The sequence below is a fragment of the Rugamonas rivuli genome, from assembly GCF_009380165.1.
Classification (GTDB): Bacteria; Pseudomonadota; Gammaproteobacteria; order Burkholderiales; family Burkholderiaceae_D; genus Rugamonas; species Rugamonas rivuli.
Genome location: NZ_WHUF01000002.1, coordinates 952,814 through 969,702 on the forward strand (window position 1 = coordinate 952,814; position 16,889 = coordinate 969,702).

General features: G+C 66.6%; 12 protein-coding genes. 7 read left to right on the forward strand and 5 right to left on the reverse strand.

What is annotated here, in order from left to right:
* Positions 1 to 30: 30 nt before the first annotated feature.
* The 6 genes from GEV01_RS09505 to GEV01_RS09530 all read left to right on the forward strand — a co-directional run bounded on the left by GEV01_RS09505 (position 31) and on the right by GEV01_RS09530 (position 9,457).
* On the forward strand, positions 31 to 1,596 hold the full coding sequence (locus GEV01_RS09505; RefSeq protein WP_235914292.1) for a S53 family peptidase: 1,566 nt from the start codon (positions 31 to 33) through the stop codon (positions 1,594 to 1,596).
* A 169-nt stretch (positions 1,597 to 1,765) separates the two neighbouring features.
* Complete coding sequence (locus GEV01_RS09510) at positions 1,766 to 2,380, forward strand: EF-hand domain-containing protein (protein WP_152803667.1); 615 nt, start codon at positions 1,766 to 1,768, stop codon at positions 2,378 to 2,380.
* Positions 2,381 to 2,563: 183 nt separating this feature from the next.
* Positions 2,564 to 4,108 carry an efflux transporter outer membrane subunit gene (locus tag GEV01_RS09515; RefSeq protein WP_328595469.1) on the forward strand — a complete coding sequence of 515 codons (1,545 nt, stop codon included), beginning with the start codon at positions 2,564 to 2,566 and terminating at the stop codon, positions 4,106 to 4,108.
* Between the two features lie 39 nt (positions 4,109 to 4,147).
* On the forward strand, positions 4,148 to 5,293 hold the full coding sequence (locus GEV01_RS09520) for an efflux RND transporter periplasmic adaptor subunit (protein WP_152803671.1): 1,146 nt from the start codon (positions 4,148 to 4,150) through the stop codon (positions 5,291 to 5,293).
* Between the two features lie 13 nt (positions 5,294 to 5,306).
* Positions 5,307 to 8,399, forward strand: a complete 3,093-nt coding sequence (locus tag GEV01_RS09525) for an efflux RND transporter permease subunit (protein ID WP_152803673.1) — start codon at positions 5,307 to 5,309, stop codon at positions 8,397 to 8,399.
* Between the two features lie 11 nt (positions 8,400 to 8,410).
* Positions 8,411 to 9,457 (forward strand): GGDEF domain-containing protein, encoded by a 1,047-nt coding sequence (locus GEV01_RS09530; RefSeq protein WP_152803675.1) that lies wholly within the window; start codon positions 8,411 to 8,413, stop codon positions 9,455 to 9,457.
* On the opposite strand, the gene GEV01_RS09535 is transcribed toward GEV01_RS09530, so the two are convergent.
* Entirely contained in the window at positions 9,434 to 10,969 is a 1,536-nt protein-coding gene (locus GEV01_RS09535) for a class I SAM-dependent methyltransferase (protein ID WP_152803677.1), read from the reverse strand. The two genes, GEV01_RS09530 and GEV01_RS09535, sit on opposite strands and share 24 nt — an antisense overlap.
* Before the next feature lie 97 nt (positions 10,970 to 11,066).
* Here GEV01_RS09535 and GEV01_RS09540 point away from each other — a divergent pair, with 97 nt between their 5' ends.
* The gene (locus GEV01_RS09540) at positions 11,067 to 11,468 is read left to right on the forward strand and encodes a hypothetical protein (protein WP_152803679.1); all 402 of its coding nucleotides are present in this window, start codon (positions 11,067 to 11,069) and stop codon (positions 11,466 to 11,468) included.
* 4 nt (positions 11,469 to 11,472) lie between these two features.
* Here the strand turns inward: GEV01_RS09540 and GEV01_RS09545 are convergent, their stop codons facing one another.
* From GEV01_RS09545 to GEV01_RS09560, 4 genes are all read right to left on the reverse strand, one after another.
* Entirely contained in the window at positions 11,473 to 12,048 is a 576-nt protein-coding gene (locus tag GEV01_RS09545) for an NnrU family protein (RefSeq protein ID WP_152803681.1), read from the reverse strand.
* A 64-nt stretch (positions 12,049 to 12,112) separates the two neighbouring features.
* Positions 12,113 to 13,027 carry a MaoC/PaaZ C-terminal domain-containing protein gene (locus tag GEV01_RS09550; RefSeq protein WP_152803682.1) on the reverse strand — a complete coding sequence of 305 codons (915 nt, stop codon included), beginning with the start codon at positions 13,025 to 13,027 and terminating at the stop codon, positions 12,113 to 12,115.
* The gene (locus GEV01_RS09555) at positions 13,024 to 14,415 is read right to left on the reverse strand and encodes a serine hydrolase domain-containing protein (RefSeq protein WP_152803684.1); all 1,392 of its coding nucleotides are present in this window, start codon (positions 14,413 to 14,415) and stop codon (positions 13,024 to 13,026) included. The genes GEV01_RS09550 and GEV01_RS09555 overlap by 4 nt, the downstream gene beginning before the upstream one ends.
* Positions 14,416 to 16,812, reverse strand: a complete 2,397-nt coding sequence (locus GEV01_RS09560; RefSeq protein WP_152803686.1) for a TonB-dependent receptor — start codon at positions 16,810 to 16,812, stop codon at positions 14,416 to 14,418.
* Between the last annotated feature and the right edge of the window lie 77 nt (positions 16,813 to 16,889).

Here is a 16,889-nt window from a genome sequence, read left to right on the forward strand (position 1 = left end):
TGAGGGCAATCCATGCGAAAGGAGACGATCATGGCAGGCATTTCCAACCCCCACATCATTCCCGGCAGCGGCCAGCTGGCGCTGCAGGGTGCGGTCGCGCTGGGTCCGGTGGCGGACGAGCAGACCATCGAAATCACCGTGCGGCTGCGCGCCGCGCCCGACCACGCGCAGATCGACCTGCAGGCCGCCAGCGGCGACACCCAGCCGGTCGAGCGCCGCTACCTGAGCCGCACGCAGTTCGCCCAGGCGCACGGCGCCAGCGACGCCGACATCGCCACCGTGACGGCCTTCGCGGCGCAGCACGGCATGGTGGTCATCAGTAGCGACGCGGCACAGCGCCGCGTGGTGCTGGCCGGCACCGCCGCGCAGATGAACGACGCCTTCGGCGTGCAGCTGGAAGAGTACGAGTATCCGGACGGCAGCTATCGCGGCCGGGTTGGCGAACTCAGCGTGCCGAACCAGCTGGCCGGCGTGGTCGAAGGCGTGTTCGGGCTGGACGACCGGCCGGTGGCCACGCCCAAGTTCCAGCGCTTGCAGGCCGACGGCTTCGCGTCGGCGGCGGCGGCCAACATCGCCTTCACGCCGCCGCAGCTGGCGCGGCTGTACAACTTCCCGCAGGGGCTGGACGGCAGCGGCCAGTGCATCGGCATCATCGAGCTGGGCGGCGGCAGCCGGCCGCGCGACCTGAAGATCTATTTCAACGAGCTGGGCTTGCCGGCGCCGCGCGTCAAATCGATCTGCATCGACCACGCCAAGAACCGTCCCACCACCGCCAACAGCGCCGACGGCGAAGTGATGCTCGACATCGAAGTGGCGGGCGCGGTGGCGCCGGGCGCGCTGATCGCGGTGTACTACGCGCCCAACACCGAGCGCGGTTTTCTCGACGCCATCACGGCCGCCGTGCATGACGACGTCCACCAGCCGTCGGTGATCTCGATCAGCTGGGGCGCCCCGGAATCGGCCTGGACCGGGCAAGCCATGACCGCCTTCGAGCAAGCCTTCGCCGACGCCGCCGCGATGGGGGTGACGATCCTGTGCGCGGCCGGCGACAACGGCTCCACCGACGGCGTCGCCGACGGCGGCCAGCATGTCGACTTCCCGTCGTCGGCGCCGCACGCGCTGGCATGCGGCGGCACGCGCGTCATGCTGAAGGATGGCGGCGGTGCCGTCGAGACCGTCTGGAACAGCGGCCCCAACAGCGCGACCGGCGGCGGTTACAGCAGCTTCTTCGGGCGGCCCGACTACCAGCAGGGCGTGGCGAACGGCCAGGCCGCGCGCGGCGTGCCGGACGTGGCCGGCGACGCCGATCCGGCCAGCGGCTACAAGGTCAGGGTCGACGGCCAGAACCTGGTGTTCGGCGGCACCAGCGCGGTGGCGCCGCTGTGGGCCGGCTTGCTGGCGCTGGTCAACCAGCGGCTCGGCCGCCCGGTCGGTTTCCTGAACCCGCTGCTGTACGGTTCGCTGCAAGGCAAGGGCGTCACGCGCGATATCACGGATGGCAACAATGGCAGCCAACAGGCGGCGCCCGGCTGGGATACGTGCACGGGGTGGGGCTGTCCCGATGGGGAAAAACTATTGCAGGCATTAAGCGATTAATTCTGTATATTAAAACAATTCCGCACCGCAAGTTTCGCATGGGAAAAAGACACTTTTTAGCCTTGGATGCCGCTAAAAATGGTGATTGTTGCCAAAACCTTGATAGAATAATGGGGTAGAAATTTTTTTTGTTCGACCGTCCCGGGGCGTCGTCAAACAGGAGTCGATTATGATTATGGTGAACAATATTGGTGGTCCGAACCTGACTGCGGCGGTTGCTGCGGAGAAGGCGTTCGAGCCCAAGAAAGTCGCCTCCGCTGTCGCCGATACCAATGCGGATTTGAGCGCCTCGGTCGCAGCCTACCTGTCGCTGCCCGGCTTCAATGCGTCGGTGCAAAACGGCCTGTCCACCGCCCCGGTCGACCAGAAGGCCAGCGCCGTTGTCAAAGCCGTGGCCGAATCGGACGACGACGGCCTCAAGCTGGCGCTGAAACAGTTCGACGAAGGCTTGAAGCGCCTGGTGCAGCGTCCTGAAACCGAGTTCTTCAAGGCCAAGTTCGGTCTCGACGGCAACGGCGACGACAGCAACAGCCTGGTGTCGCCCGATCCACTGCCTGGCGTCGATGAAAACGGCGTGCTCGGCAGCGGCAAGGTCGACATGGCCGCCGACACCAACAAGGACGGTAAGATCAGCCCGGAAGAACTGCGCCGCTACCAGATGCCGATCACCTATCGCAGCAGCGAGCGCGCGACTGATTCCGTGGTCAACGGTCCAACGGCCTTTTCGCTGACCGAAGCCAACCGCGCCTACGGCGTGGTCGCCACCGCCGACGCCACTGCCTGACCGGTACACACCAGATCCCCTGAAACGGGCTACGCTTTTGCGGCGTAGCCCGTTTTTTTATGTCCGCCGCTTTCATATCGATACAAAAAACACACTCGGCCCGCAAAAAATGCGAATATGTCAGGCAAAAGTGCAGTTCAGTTAACTTTTCGGTTTGGCATGAACCTCAAGCGGGAGTTTTTTGTGAGAAAACAGAACTTCAGGCAGTTCCATCGGCACGTGTTGCGGGCCGGAGCGGCAGCGCTGGTCGCGGCAGGACTGGGCGGCTGCGCCCTCGGTCCCGATTTCAAAACCCCGGCCGCCCCGGCGGCGGGCGACAGCTACACCCCCACGCCGCTGGCGGCCAAGACCGCGTCGGCACCCGGCGCGGCCGGCGGCGCCCAGCAGTTCGCGATGGGGCAGGACATCCCCGCGCAGTGGTGGGCCGTGTTCCGCTCGCCCGCGCTGGACCAGTTGATACGCGGCGCACTGGAGCAGAACCCCAGCATGGCGGCGGCCGAGGCGGCGCTGCGCCAGGCCCAGGAAAGCTACAACGCCGAAGCCGGCAGCCTGGTCTATCCCTCGGTCAACGGCCAGCTGGGCGTGGCGCGGCAGAAAACGGCGGCCGCCGGCGACAACAAAGGCGGCGTCTTCAACCTGTACAACGCCTCGGTCAACGTCGCCTACACGCCGGACGTGTTCGGCGCCACCCGGCGCACGCTGGAAGGCGCGCGCGCCCAGGTCGACTACCAGCGCTTCCAGGTCGAAGCCACCTATCTTGCGCTGAGCGCCAACGTGGTGACGACGGCGATCCGCGAAGCCTCGTTGCGCGCGCAGCACAAAGCCACGCAGGAAGTGCTGGACGCGCTCAACAAGCAGATGGGCGTGATCGAGAAGCAGTTCGAGTTCGGCGCCGTGCCGCGCAACACGCTGCTCACCCAGCGCAACCAGGTGGCGCAGATCGCCGCCACCTTGCCGCCGCTGGAAAAGGCGCTGGCGCAGAGCCGCCACCAGTTGTCGGTGTTGGCCGGCAAGCTGCCGGGCGAGGCGGGCATGCCCGAGTTCGCGCTGGAATCGCTGACCCTGCCGGATTCGCTGCCGGTGTCGCTGCCGTCGGCGCTGGTGCGCCAGCGGCCCGACATCCGCGCCAGCGAAGAGCTGCTGCACGCGGCCAGCGCGCAGATCGGCGTGGCGACGGCGGCCCAGTATCCGCAGTTCACGCTGAGCGGCAGCTACGGCTCGTCGTCGCAAACCTTCAGCAAGCTGTTCGACGCCGAGACCACGGCCTGGAACCTGGCCGCCGGCCTGACCGCGCCCATCTTCAACGGCGGCGCGCTGAGCGCCAGGCGGCGCGCGGCGGAAGCGGCCTACGACGTGGCGGCGGCCCAGTACCGCAGCACCGTGCTGGCGGCCTTCCAGAACGTCGCCGACAGCCTGCGCGCGCTGGACTCCGACGCCGCCGCGCTGAAGGCGCAGGCCGAGGCCGAATCGCTGGCGGCCGAGTCGCTGGCGCTGGCCACGCAGCAGTACAAGCTGGGCGGGATCAGCTACCTGGTGCTGCTGGATGCGCAGCGCAGCTACCAGCAAGCCCACGTGGCGCTGGTGCAGGCGCAGGCGGCGCGCTATGCCGACACGGCGGCGCTGTTCCAGGCGCTGGGCGGCGGCTGGTGGAACCGCAGCGGCGGCGTGCCGGCGGCCACGGCGGTCTCGGCGGCCGCACCGTATGGCAGCGGCGGCAGCGCCAAGTAAGCACACATCAAACAACACTAAAAAGCAGGAGATCGATTCATGACCAAGCGTATGTTCATCATGATAGGCGGCGTCCTTTTACTGATCGCCGTGCTGGCGTTCGGCAAGTATCTGCAGATTAAAAAGCTGATCGCCAGCTCGCCCAAGCCGGGCGCGCAAACCGTGACCGCGATCAAGGCCGAGGAATCGCAGTGGCAGCCGCAGCTGACCTCGGTCGGCACGCTGGTGCCGGTGCGCGGCGTCGACGTCACCACCGAGATCGCCGGCCTGGTGCGCCAGGTGCACTTCAAGTCGGGCGACGAGGTCAAGGCCGGCCAGGTGCTGTTCGAGATGAACGCCGATTCCGACATCGCCCAATTGCGCGCGCTGCAGGCCGCCGCCGACCTGTCGGCCTCCGTGCTCAAGCGCGACAAGCTGCAGTTCGCGGCCCAGGCCATCAGCCAGGCCCAGCTCGACAACGACGACGCCGACCTGAAGAGCCGCAAGGCGCTGGTGGCGCAGCAGCAGGCCGTGGTCGACAAGAAGACCATCCGCGCGCCGTTCGCCGGCAAGCTGGGCATCACCGCCGTCAATCCCGGCCAGTACCTGAACCCGGGCGACAAGCTGGTGACGCTGCAAACCATCGATACTGTTTATGTCGATTTCTTCGTGCCGCAGAAACAGCTGGCCGGCCTGTCGATCGGCCAGAAGCTGAACCTGACCGCCGACGCCTATCCCGGCCTGGCCTTCCCCGGCAAGGTGACGTCGATCAGCCCGAAAATCGATGCCGCCACCCGCAATGTGCAGGTCGAGGCCACCGTGCCGAACGGCAAACGCCAGCTGCTGCCCGGCATGTTCGCCAACGTCAGCCTGGACCAGGGCGAGCAAAAGAAATACCTGACCCTGCCGCAGACCGCCATCACCTACAACCCGTACGGCTCGACCGTGTTCGTGCTGGCGCCGCCGCCGGCCGACGCCAAGGACCCGCTCAAGGATGACAAGGGCAATGCCCACCTGGTGGCGCAGCAGGTGTTCGTCACCACCGGCCCGACGCGCGGCGACCAGGTCGCCATCCTGACCGGCCTGAAGGCGGGCCAGACCGTCGTCACCAGCGGCCAGCTGAAACTGAAGAACGGCACGCCGGCCGTGATCGACAACAAGGTGCAGCCGGCCAACAGCCCGAATCCGACGCCGCAGGAACACTAAGGGAAGCCGCGCCATGAATTTCACCGACATCTTCATCAAGCGGCCGGTCCTGGCCAGCGTGGTCAGCCTGCTGATCGTGGTGCTGGGCCTGCGTTCGCTGTTCAGCCTGCCGATCAACCAGTATCCGAAGACGCAGAACGCGGTGGTGACGATTTCCACCACCTACTACGGCGCCGACGCCGCCACCGTGGCCGGCTTCATCACGCAGCCGCTGGAAGGCGCCATCGCGCAGGCGCAGGGTATCGACTACCTGTCGTCCTCGTCCAACAGCGGCGTGTCCGTGATCACCGCCACGCTGCGGCTGAACTACGATTCCAACCGCGCGCTGACCGAGATCACCACCCAGGTCAACTCGGTGCGCAACCAGTTGCCGCAGCAGGCGCAGCAGCCGGTGCTGACGGTGCAGACCGGCCAGACCACCGACGCCATGTACATGGGCTTCTACAGCAACACGCTGCCGACCAACAACGTCACCGACTTCCTGGCGCGCGTGGTCAAGCCGAAACTGGATTCGATCCAGGGCGTGCAGACCGCCGAGCTGCTGGGCGCGCGCCAGTTCGCCTTGCGCGCCTGGCTGGACGCCGGCAAGATGGCGGCGCACGGCGTCACCGCCACCGAGGTCAGCGCCGCGCTGGCGCAGAACAACTACCTGACCGGCCTGGGCGCTTCCAAGGGCCAGATGGTGACGGTGCCGCTGACCGCCGGCACCGACCTGCACACGGTGGAAGAATTCAAGGCGCTGGCCGTCAAGCAGTCCGGCGGCGCCATCGTCCACCTGGAGGACATCGCCACCGTCACGCTGGGTTCGGAAAACTATGACTTCAACGTCGCCTTCAGCGGCGTGCGCTCGGTGTTCATCGGTATCAAGGTGGCGCCGGAGGCCAACATCCTCGACGTGGCCAAGCGCGTGCGCGAGGCCTTCCCGCCGATCAAGGAGCAGTTGCCGAACGGCCTGACCGGCGAGATCGTCTACGACTCGACCGAGTTCATCAACACCTCCATCGACGAGGTGGTCAAGACGCTGGTCGAGGCGCTGATCATCGTCACCATCGTCATCTACCTGTTCCTGGGCAGCTTCCGCGCGGTGATCGTGCCGGTGATCGCCATGCCGCTGTCGCTGGTCGGCACCTTCTTCGTGATGCTGATGCTGGGCTATTCGATCAACCTGCTGACCCTGCTGGCCATCGTGCTGGCGATCGGCCTGGTGGTGGACGACGCCATCATCGTGGTCGAGAACGTCGACCGCCACATGAAGGAGGGCATCAAGCCCTTCGACGCCGCCATCATCGCCGCGCGCGAGCTCGGGTCGCCCATCCTGGCGATGACGGTGGTGCTGATCGCCGTGTACGTGCCGATCGGCTTCCAGGGCGGCCTGACCGGCGCGCTGTTCACCGAGTTCGCCTTCACGCTGGCCGGCGCGGTGGCGGTGTCGGGCATCGTCGCGCTGACCTTGTCGCCGATGATGTGCGGCCACTTCTTCGACCCCAAGCAGGACGAGGGGCGTTTCGTCAAGGCCATCGACAAGGTGTTCGAGAAAGTCCACAACGGCTACCTGCGTTTGCTGCACAGCCTGCTCAACACCTGGCCGGTGCTGATCGTCATGGGCCTGATCCTCAGCGTGCTGCTGGGCCTGATGTTCAAGATGTCGCAGTCGGAACTGGCGCCGGAAGAGGACCAGGGCATCGTGCTGTCGCAAGTGGTCGGGGCGCCGACCGCCACCTCGGACCAGATGCAGGCCTACGCCAAGCAGATCTTCGACATCTCGCACTCGCTGCCCGAATACGAGCAGATGTTCCAGATCACCGGCGTGCCGACCACCAACGCCGGCATCGGCGGCGTGCTGTTCAAGTCCTGGGACAAGCGGTCGCGCTCGGCGCACGAGATCCAGCAAGACTTGCAGGAAAAGTGGAACCACGTGGCCGGCGGCCGCGTGGCGGCGTTCCAGTTCCCGGCGCTGCCGGGCAGCTCGGGCTTGCCGGTGCAGTTCGTCATCACCACCACCGAACCGTTCGAGAACCTGAACACGGTGGCGCAGGCGGTGCTGGACAAGGCGCGCAAGGACAATAAATTCTACTTCGCCGACGTCGACCTGAAGATCGATTCGCCGCAGGCGCGCGTCGAAGTCGACCGCGACAAGCTGGCCACGCTGGGCCTGACGCAGCAGGACTTCGGCAACGCCATGGGCGCGGCGCTGGGCGGCGGCTACGTCAACTACTTCTCGATCTCGGGCCGCTCGTACAAGGTGATCCCGCAGGTGCAGCAGGTCGACCGCCTGAACCCGGCCGACGTGCTGGACTTCTACATCAAGACCCCGAGCGGCGCCATGATACCGGCCAGCACCGTGGCCAGCATCAAGTACAGCGTGCAGCCTGAATCCGTGACCCGCTTCCAGCAGCTGAACTCGGCCACCATCGCCGGCGTCACCGGCGCCTCGCAGGGCGAGATCCTGGAATACCTGCGCAACACCGTCAAGGAAGTGGCGCCGTCGGGCTACACGGTGGACTACTCGGGCGGCTCGCGCCAGTACATGAGCGAATCGGGCGGCTTCGTGGTGACGATGGCCTTCGCCGTCATCATCGTGTTCCTGGCGCTGGCGGCGCAGTTCGAGAGCTTCCGCGATCCTATCGTGATCCTGTTCTCGGTGCCGATGGCGCTGTTCGGCGCGATGACCTTCATCTTCCTCGGCTACGCCTCGATCAACATCTACACCCAGGTCGGGCTGGTGACGCTGATGGGGCTGATCTCCAAGCACGGCATCCTGATCGTCGAAGTGGCCAACCACCTGCGCGCGGCCGGCAAGAGCAAGCGCGAGGCCATCGAGGAAGCGGCCGCCACCCGCCTGCGTCCGATCCTGATGACGACGGCCGCGATGGTGTTCGGCGTGGTGCCGCTGGTGATCGCCTCGGGCGCGGGCGCGGCCGGCCGCCATGCGATGGGCCTGGTGATCTTCACCGGCCTGTCGATCGGCACGCTGTTCACGCTGTTCGTGGTGCCGGCCATGTATATGTTCCTGTCGGGCCAGCACAAGGTCGACCCGCAGGCCGCGCAACTGGCCGCCCAGCACGGCGGCGCAACACCGGCCCATGGCGCCGGCCAAGCTACGTAAAGCGATTGAAGATGTCCGACGCAGAAAAGGGAGAGGGCGGCCGCTTCGGCTGGCTGTCCGGCAGGCGCAAGCGCAGCATCGAAGAAGTGATCCTGATGTTGCTTTGCACGCTGAGCATCCCCAGCATCCTGCCGTTCGGCATCTACCGCCTGGTGCAGCGCAACTGGCTGTCGGCGGCGGTGGACATGGCGCTGGTGCTGGCCATGCTGGCGGTGATCGTCCACGTCTGGCGCACCGGCCGCCACCGCGTGGCCAGCTTCTGCGTCACGCTGGCGTATTCGGCCGGCATGCTGGTGACGGTGTACCTGCGCGGCGTGTCGCTGGTGTACTGGGTGTATCCGACCATGATCGCCTGCTACTTCGTGCTGCGGCCCGGCGTGGCGGTGGCCATCAACAGCGGCTCGCTGGTGGGGCTGGTGGCGATCCTGGCGCCGCAGCTGGAGGTGCTCAACCTGATGACCATCGTCGTCACCGTCGGCCTGGTCAACCTGTTCGCCTACATCTTCTCGCACCGCACGGGCGAGCAGAACAAGGCGCTGCACACCGAGGTGGAGCTGGACTTCCTGACCGGCGTCGGCAACCGCCGCTCGCTGGACCGCAAGCTGGCCGACCATGCCGACGAGCGCCGCCCGCATCTGGCGTCCTGCCTGCTGCTGCTGGACCTGGACCATTTCAAGCAGGTCAACGACCGCTACGGCCATGCGGCCGGCGACCGTGCGCTGGTGCGCCTGTGCGAAGTGATGCGGCTGCACACGCGCGCCACCGACCGCCTGTTCCGCTACGGCGGCGAGGAGTTCGCCATTATCGCCAATGGCGCGGCGCTGCTGGCGGCCAGCCGGCTGGCGGAAAACCTGCGCGCGGCGGTGGCCTCGACCTGCCTGATCGACGGCCATCCGCTGACGATATCGATCGGCGTGGCGGCGATGGACAAGCGCACCGCGCCGGCCGACTGGCTGATGCAGGCCGACAAAATGCTGTACGCGGCCAAGCAGGGCGGCCGCAACGCCGTCCGCGTGGCCGACGCGGTGGCGCCGTCAGACTATGCCCAGGGCGCGTAGCAGCGCCAGCCTGTTGTCGCGGAACTCGATGGCCTGAGTGTTCAGCTCAAGCAATTGTTCCTCATCGCTGAGCGGCGTGCCGTCCTGCTTGCTCATGTTTTGCTGCGACGACTTGATCAGGTGCCAGGCGTGCTGCGCCCATTCCTGCGGGCTTTCCTTGCCGTCGATGACGGCGCTGATGAACAGCTGCCGGATGCGCGCGACAGGAACGCCGGAACCCGTCACCGGACTGGCCAGCATTGTTACCTCGCTGCCTCCGCGCGCTTGCCGCAGCAAGCGCTGGTTCAGGCGGTCGGTATGGGGGCGGCGCAGGGCGGTGGCGGCGGGAGACTGGGCGACGGCCATCGCTCCCTTGCTCACCAGTAGCAGGCAAGCCTCATGCACCTGGTTGAGCGTGATGCCTTTGCTTTGCAGGGACTGTTCGATCTCGCCGAGCGTGCGCACGGCATGGTCGGCCATCAAATCGACGATGGGCAGGTAGATGGACTCGTTCAGCTGGGCCTCGCCGAGCGCGCCGTTGATGACGGGTTTGAAGATGCTGGCCGGCTCGCACAGCACCACGTGCAGCTCACGCACTTGCTCGACGTATTCCATGGGCTGCAGGCGGCGTTTGCCCTTGACCCAGTAGTCGCGGCGGAACATCTGGTTGATCATGAAATCGTAGACGCTCTCGCGCAGCACCGTGTCGGGAATTTCATTGAGCATGGCACGCTGCTCCGGCGTCACGTTCAGCGTATGTACCAGCTCGCTGTAGGTGGCGGAGCAGGCGAAATCCATCTTGGCATCGGCCAGCCAGCCGGCCATGTCGGAGAAAGACATGGGCTGCCAGTCGCGGTTGAAGTACTCGTGGGCCAGATAGTTGCGGTCCTGGTCTTTCATCACTTTCAAACGCTCGGTCACTTGCGGATTGATCCGCGAGAACAGGGGATTGGTGGCGATCAGCTTGTTGGCGAACTCCATGGCGCTCTCGACCCTGGCGACCACGCCGGCGCCCGGCGGCGACATCATGGCGGCGTGCTGGGTCATCAGGTTGCGCATCGGGACCATCGCCGCAAAGCCGGGCTGGGTGTTGTAGCTGACGTACATCACGCCGCCGACCTTCAGCTTGCGCCGCACGAAGTCGACGATGATGGCGCGGTTTTCATCCGAGATCCAGCTCCAGATGCCGTGCAGGCCGATGAAGTCGAAGTCTGGCAGATCGGTGCGGCTGCAGAATTCGGCGAACGACTGGTCGAACAATTGCGGGCCGTCCTCGACGCAGGCAGCCAGTTCCTGTGCATAGCCGGCCTGCGCCGGATTGAAGTCGGTGCCATACCATTGGGTGGCCGATGCGGCGGCGTGGACATTTGCGCTGACGCCTTGGCCGAAGCCCAGTTCGCAGGCCGTTCCGGTCTGCGGGAGCACCACGCCGACCTTCAGCAACGCCAGCTTGACGCGCAGAGGATTCAATAAATCATAGCAGCCGTAGGTGTAACCGATGTCCGCCACGTAGCCGCTGGTCCAGTCCGTCATATTTCGTTCCTCTCCATGTGATGATCTACAGATTTTAAATTGATTTTGCTACTATGACAGTAGTGAAATGATGCGGTGTGCAGAAAATGGAGATTAGATGAGGAAAATTATCGCCGCCGCTTGGCTGGCCATCATGCCGCTGGCCGCGTCGGCCCTGCCGGAGCCGCAGCAACAGCCTTCGCAGCCGGAGCCGGTGGTGCGCGATCTCAGCCTGCCGCCCCCATTGTCCGACGAGCTGATACGCCAGGCGGTGCGCGCCGTCGTGGCCGAAGATCCGCATCCGGTCGACCCGGCCACCCGCGCGGCCGGCGCCTTCGGCACCACCTCGCCCACGGTGCGCGACAAGATGAGCGTCGCCTTCGAACAGGCCAAGGTGCCCGATTGCCTGCACGAGGATGCGCTCAAGCTCCAGCCGGCCTACATCGGCCCCATCGCCGTGGTGGGGCCGTATTCGCTGCCGTGGGTGATCGCCGCAGTCATCCGCGGCAAATGCCACTGAGTGCCTAGAACGGCTTCACGCCGATCAGCGTCAGGTGCAGCCAGTGGGCGAACAGCACCGACGCGCCGAAGCCCACCACCACCGTCGCCAGCGTCGCCACCCACTTGCCGGGCGGGTAGACGGTGCCGGCGGCGGCATCGCGCTTGCGCGTCGCGCGGAACAGCAGCACCGACCACACCAGGAAACTGCCGAACAGGATGATGTCATGCAGGGTGCCGTTGGCCAGCAGGTGGGCCAGTGCCCAGACCTTGACGGCCAGCGTCATCGGATGATGCAAGCGCGCCTTGATGCCGTTGCCCGGCACATAGGCCGCCACCAGCAGGATGAAGGCCAGCATCATCAGCGGCGCGGCGATGTGCGCCATGAAGGCCGGCGGCGACCACACAACGACGGGCTGCTGCCGCGCCAGGCTGTAGCCCCAGATGATCAAACCGAAGCCGGCCAGCGACACCACCGAGTAGAGACCCTTCCAGCCGTTCTCGCCCAGGCGCGCGCGCATGGCGGTGCGCCAGTCGTCGGCGAAAATGCGGACCGAATGCAATCCGAGAAAAACCAGCAAGCCCAGTATCAGTACGGTCATCGTTGCATCCTTGGTCATGGTTGAACTGCGGTGACGATACACTGGCAGGCATCGCCACGCAAGCTCAGCGCAGCCATCCCGCCAGGTGCACCGTATCGGCCGCGCCGAGCAGGCGCAACGCGCGCCGGCCGTCGGTATCGGCCTCGGGCGCCAGCTGCACCGACAGCGCTTCGCCGTCCAGCGCGACGGGGCGCAGGAAGCGCACCTCGATCTCGCGGAAGCTGCGCGGCGCAAGCGTCTCGCAGCTGCGCGCCAGGCTGCCGAAGCCGTGCAGCACCTTGGCGCCGAACACCGAGCGCCGCGCCAGCGGCCCGCACCAGTGGATGGGATTGAAGTCGCCGGTCAGCAGCGAGAAGCGCAGGCCGTCGCCGGCCTCGGCCCGCCATGTGCCGGCGGTTTGCCAGGCCGGATCGGGCGGCCGCGCCGGCGCCGTGCGCGCGCTGCGCGGACCGGACAGGCGCACCCGCATGTGCAGCCGGGTTTCCACCAGCCGCGCATGCTGCGCCGTGCCGGTGACGATGGCGACCACGATCCTGGCCCAGCCCTCGGCATGCGCGATCTGCTCGACCGAAGCGTGCAGCATCAACGCTGCGCCGCGCGGCAACGGGCCGTGCACGGCCATCGACACGCCCTGGTTGATGATGCCGGTGAGCCGGTAGGGCAGCTGCATCAACAGCTCGCTCACCAGTGGCAGGCTCCATTGCGACACCATGTGCGGCGGCAGCTCGCCGTCGTAGCGGCCGGCGGCGCCGCACCAGCGGATGTAGTGCTCTACCAGTTGCGCCGGCGGCGCGGCGATGCTGCGCTGTAGCGGCGCGATGGCGTTCGCAGAGGGCGGGGTATTCGCATGGCGGCGCGCGGCCGATGGCAGCACGGACCGTCCGGCCGCCTGCAACAGCATACGGGCGGTCGCCCGCAGCATCGCGCCCTGGTGGCGCAACAGGCTGTAGGGAACCGCGCCGCCGCTTGCCGCCATCATTCCAGCGCCTTGACCACGGCGGCAAGCAGCGCCTGCGGCTGATAGTTCAAGCTGCGCGGGGTCAGTCCCAGCCGCACCACCAGCAGCTGCTTCGACGGCACGATGGCGATGCTCTGGCCATCGTGGCCTTCCAGCCAGTAGGTGTCGGCCGGGAGCTTGAACGGCAGGTCAGGGTTCTGTTCTTCCGGCGCAGTACCGGACGGCCCCCAGCGCCACACCTGGCCCTGTCCATACTGGCCGCCCGAGGCCGGCGCCACCTGCTGCATGCCGGCGACAAAGCCTTCCGGCAGCAGGCGCTTGCCCTGCCATACACCGTCCTGCAGCAGGAACTGGCCGAAGCGCGCCCAGTCCTGCGTGCTCGCATACATATAGCTGGAACCGACCATATTGCCGCGCGCGTCCGCTTCCATCACCGCGCTGCTCATGCCCAGCGGGTCGAACAGGCGCTCGCGCGGCAGCGACAGCACGGCGGCCGATGTCGCAGCGTGTTTGGCATCGGCCGCCGCGCGCTGCCAGATCCGCGACAGCAGCAGCGTGGTGCCGCTGGAGTAGTTCCATGCGCCGCCCGGCGCCTGCGCCAGCGGCAGCGAGCCGCTGTAGGCCGCCATGTCCGGCTCCAGGTACAGCATGCGCGTCACGTCGGAGACGGCGCCATAGCCCTCGTTGAATTGCAGGCCGCTGCTCATCGCCATCAGCTGCGCCAGCGTGATGGCCGCGCGCGGGTCGCCGGCATCCGGCCAGAAACCGTTCTGCTGCGGCTTGAGCGTGCCGTCGGCGATCTGCATGCCGACCAGCGCCGCGCTGACGGTCTTGGTCATCGACCAGCCCAGCAGCGGCATGCCGGCGTGGAAGCCCGCGCCGTAGCGCTGCGCGACCAGCCGGCCCTGGTGGATCACCGCCATGCCGCGCATGCCGGGACCGGCCAGCGCATCCTGCTCAAGCAAGGCCTGCACCGCCGGCATGGTCTCCGGCTGCGAGCCGGTCGGCCACGGCACGCTGGACGAGGGCGCCCACATCTTCAGCGGCGCAAACTGGTACTGCATGGCCTTCTCGACATCGCCGTCCGGCACCGCCGCGCAGCCGGTGCCGGGCCGGTACACGGCCAGGCCCTTGCCGACAAAGCCCAGCAGATCGGCGCGCACCAGCTTGTGGTCCGTGTCGACGCGCAGCTGCAGCAGCTTGAGGATGGGATGGCCGGGCGCCTGCACGTCGTCGGCCAGCACGGCCTGCGCCTCGCGGCCCGCGATGAAGACGTTGGAACAGACCATCTTGGCGCCGTAACCGGCGACCACGCGCAGCAGTTCGGGCGGATGCAGCGCCAGCGTCAACACCGCGCCGCCCGTCAGCACCAGCGCTGCCGCGGCGGTCAGCTTGAGCCAGCGCGCCATCTACAGGCTGGCCCGGAATTCCACCGCGATCATGCGCGGCGGCGTGAGGTAGGCGTAGGGACCGCCATACTGTTCGGTTTGACCGCCAAGGTTGGTGATGTAGCGCTGGTCGAACACATTGTTGACCAGCAGCGCCACGCCGTAGCGCGAGCTGGGGCTGTCCCAGGCCAGGCGCAGATCGAACTTGCTGGTGGCCTTGCCGGTCTTGAGCTGCGCGGTGCTCAGACACTGGAGCTTGGCGGTGTCGTTGTTGCAGCGCTGCGCGGTCGCGTGCGTGCCCTGGAAATTCAGGCTGCTGCGGCCGCCCAGCGTTTCCCAGTTGACGTTCACGCCCGCCATCGCCGTCAAGCGCGGCGTGCCGACCGGCTGGCCGCCCAGGTCCAGCGTGACGTTGCCGGCGGCGTCGAGGCGCTGGTAGCGGGTGTAGGTCTGGTCGATGTACTCCATGCCGCCGAACACCGTCACGCGCGGCGAGATGCGGATGCGGCCATCCAGGTCCAGGCCATGCGCCTTCTGGTCGCTGGACACCACGTTATAGGTCGGCACCGTGCCCACGCTGTACAGCTGGATGTCCTGCAGGTTCTTGAACTTGTAGGCGAACAGCGAGGCGTTGACCGTGGCGCGCAGCGCGGGCAGGGCCAGCTTCACGCCGGCTTCGAAGTTGGTCATCTTCTCAGGCTCGAAGCTTGGGTCCTTGCCGGCGGCGGCCGGCGCGGCGGGATTGGGCGGCGTGAAGATGTTGAAGCCGCCGGCCTGGTAGCCGCGCGACAGGGACGTGAACAGCAGCGTGTCTGGGTTCAGCTTATGGTCCAGCACCAGGCGCGGGCTCCAGTCGGTCCAGTCCTTCTCGCGCGTCACCGGCGACGCCGCCAGTTGCGCGGCCGTGCTGAAGATCACGTTGGACGGGAAGGCCGATGCATCCAGCCCGGCCAGCGGCCCGTAGCTGTTGAGGAAGTTGTCCAGCTGCGGCGACACGCGGCCCGGCACGAACCACGTCATCTGCTTCTTGTCCTGCGTGTAGCGCAGGCCGGCGGTGACGTTGGTCGACGGCGACAGGTGCCAGATGGTGTCGCCGTAGATCGAGGCCGACTTGGTCCGCACATCGCTGTAGTGCGTCTCGTCCCAGCTGAACACCGTGTCGGGGCCGACGCCCGGCAGGCCCGCCGCGCCCAGGCCGCCGAACAGCATGGCGAAATTCGGCTGGCCTCCGGCGAACTGGCTCAGGGTGTCGAGCGTGCCGGTGGTGACGAAGGCGCCGGCATCCTGGTGCTCGTTGTTGTGGTAGAAGCTCAGGCCCGCGATCCAATCGAGCTGGCCGCTCTTGCCGGACAATTTGAACTCCTGCTGGAAGCTGTGGGCGCGCTTGGCGTCCTGCGTGGTCAGGTACAGGTCGGGGCGGTTGCCGCCGTCGTTGTCGGTGATGTTGTGGGTGGTGAAGCGACGGTAGGCGGTGGTGGAGTTGAACACCATGCCGGCCAGCGGCGTTTCGAAGCGCAGCGTGGCGCCGTCGAACATGCGGCCTTCGGTGCCTTGCTGGTCGTTCTGCAGCGGCGCGGTGAACGGGTTGACGAAGTTGGCGGTGTAGGCCGCGTCGTAGACGCCCGTGTAGCCGCCCAGCGGCAGCCGTGGATCCTTGATGACGCCGAAGGCAGGACGGCCGTACTGCTCCATGTTCTCGTGCTCCCACGCGAACACCAGCTTGGCGGCGTCGAAGTCCTTGCGCAGCATCAGGCGGGTGGCCCAGTCCTTGTCGCCGCCGGACTTCTTGCCGGTGGTGGTGTTGTCGACCCACCCCTCGCTGCCCGAGCGCACCGCCACCAGCCGTGCGGCGAAGCTGTCGTTGATGGGGAGGTTGATCATCACGTCGGCATTGGCGCGGCCGTATTTTCCCAGTTTGATGCGGCCGGCGGCGTCGACTTCCTTGCCCGGTTCGTTGGTGGTGATGGCGATGGCGCCGGCCGCGCTGTTACGGCCGAACAGCGTGCCCTGCGGCCCCTTGATCACCTCGATGCGCTGGATGTCGATGAAGTTCATCAGCGCGCCGCCGGTCTTGCCGGTGTAGACGCCGTCGACATAGATGCCGACCGGCGAATCGGTGGCGATGCCGAAATCGCCCGTCTGCACGCCGCGTATGCCGAAGCCGGGCTGCGTCGGTTCGACCGCGTCCACCACCAGGCCCGGTATGTAGCCGTTCAAGTCGCCCAGGTCCTTGGCGCCGATGGCGTCGATGTCCTTGGCCGTCAATACCTGTATGGTCATCGGCACGTCCTGCACGAACTGCTTGCGGGATTGCGCGGTGACGACCACCGACGGAATCTCGTCCGCCGCCCACGCGGTCGGTGCAAGGAAGGCAGCGGCCAGGCTGGCGGAAATGACGGTGCGGGCTGGGATGCTCATGTCGTACTCCAGTTAGGATACACATCGGGCAGGGATCGTTTAAGTCCGAACGATTATGCCTATATCCATGCCAGATA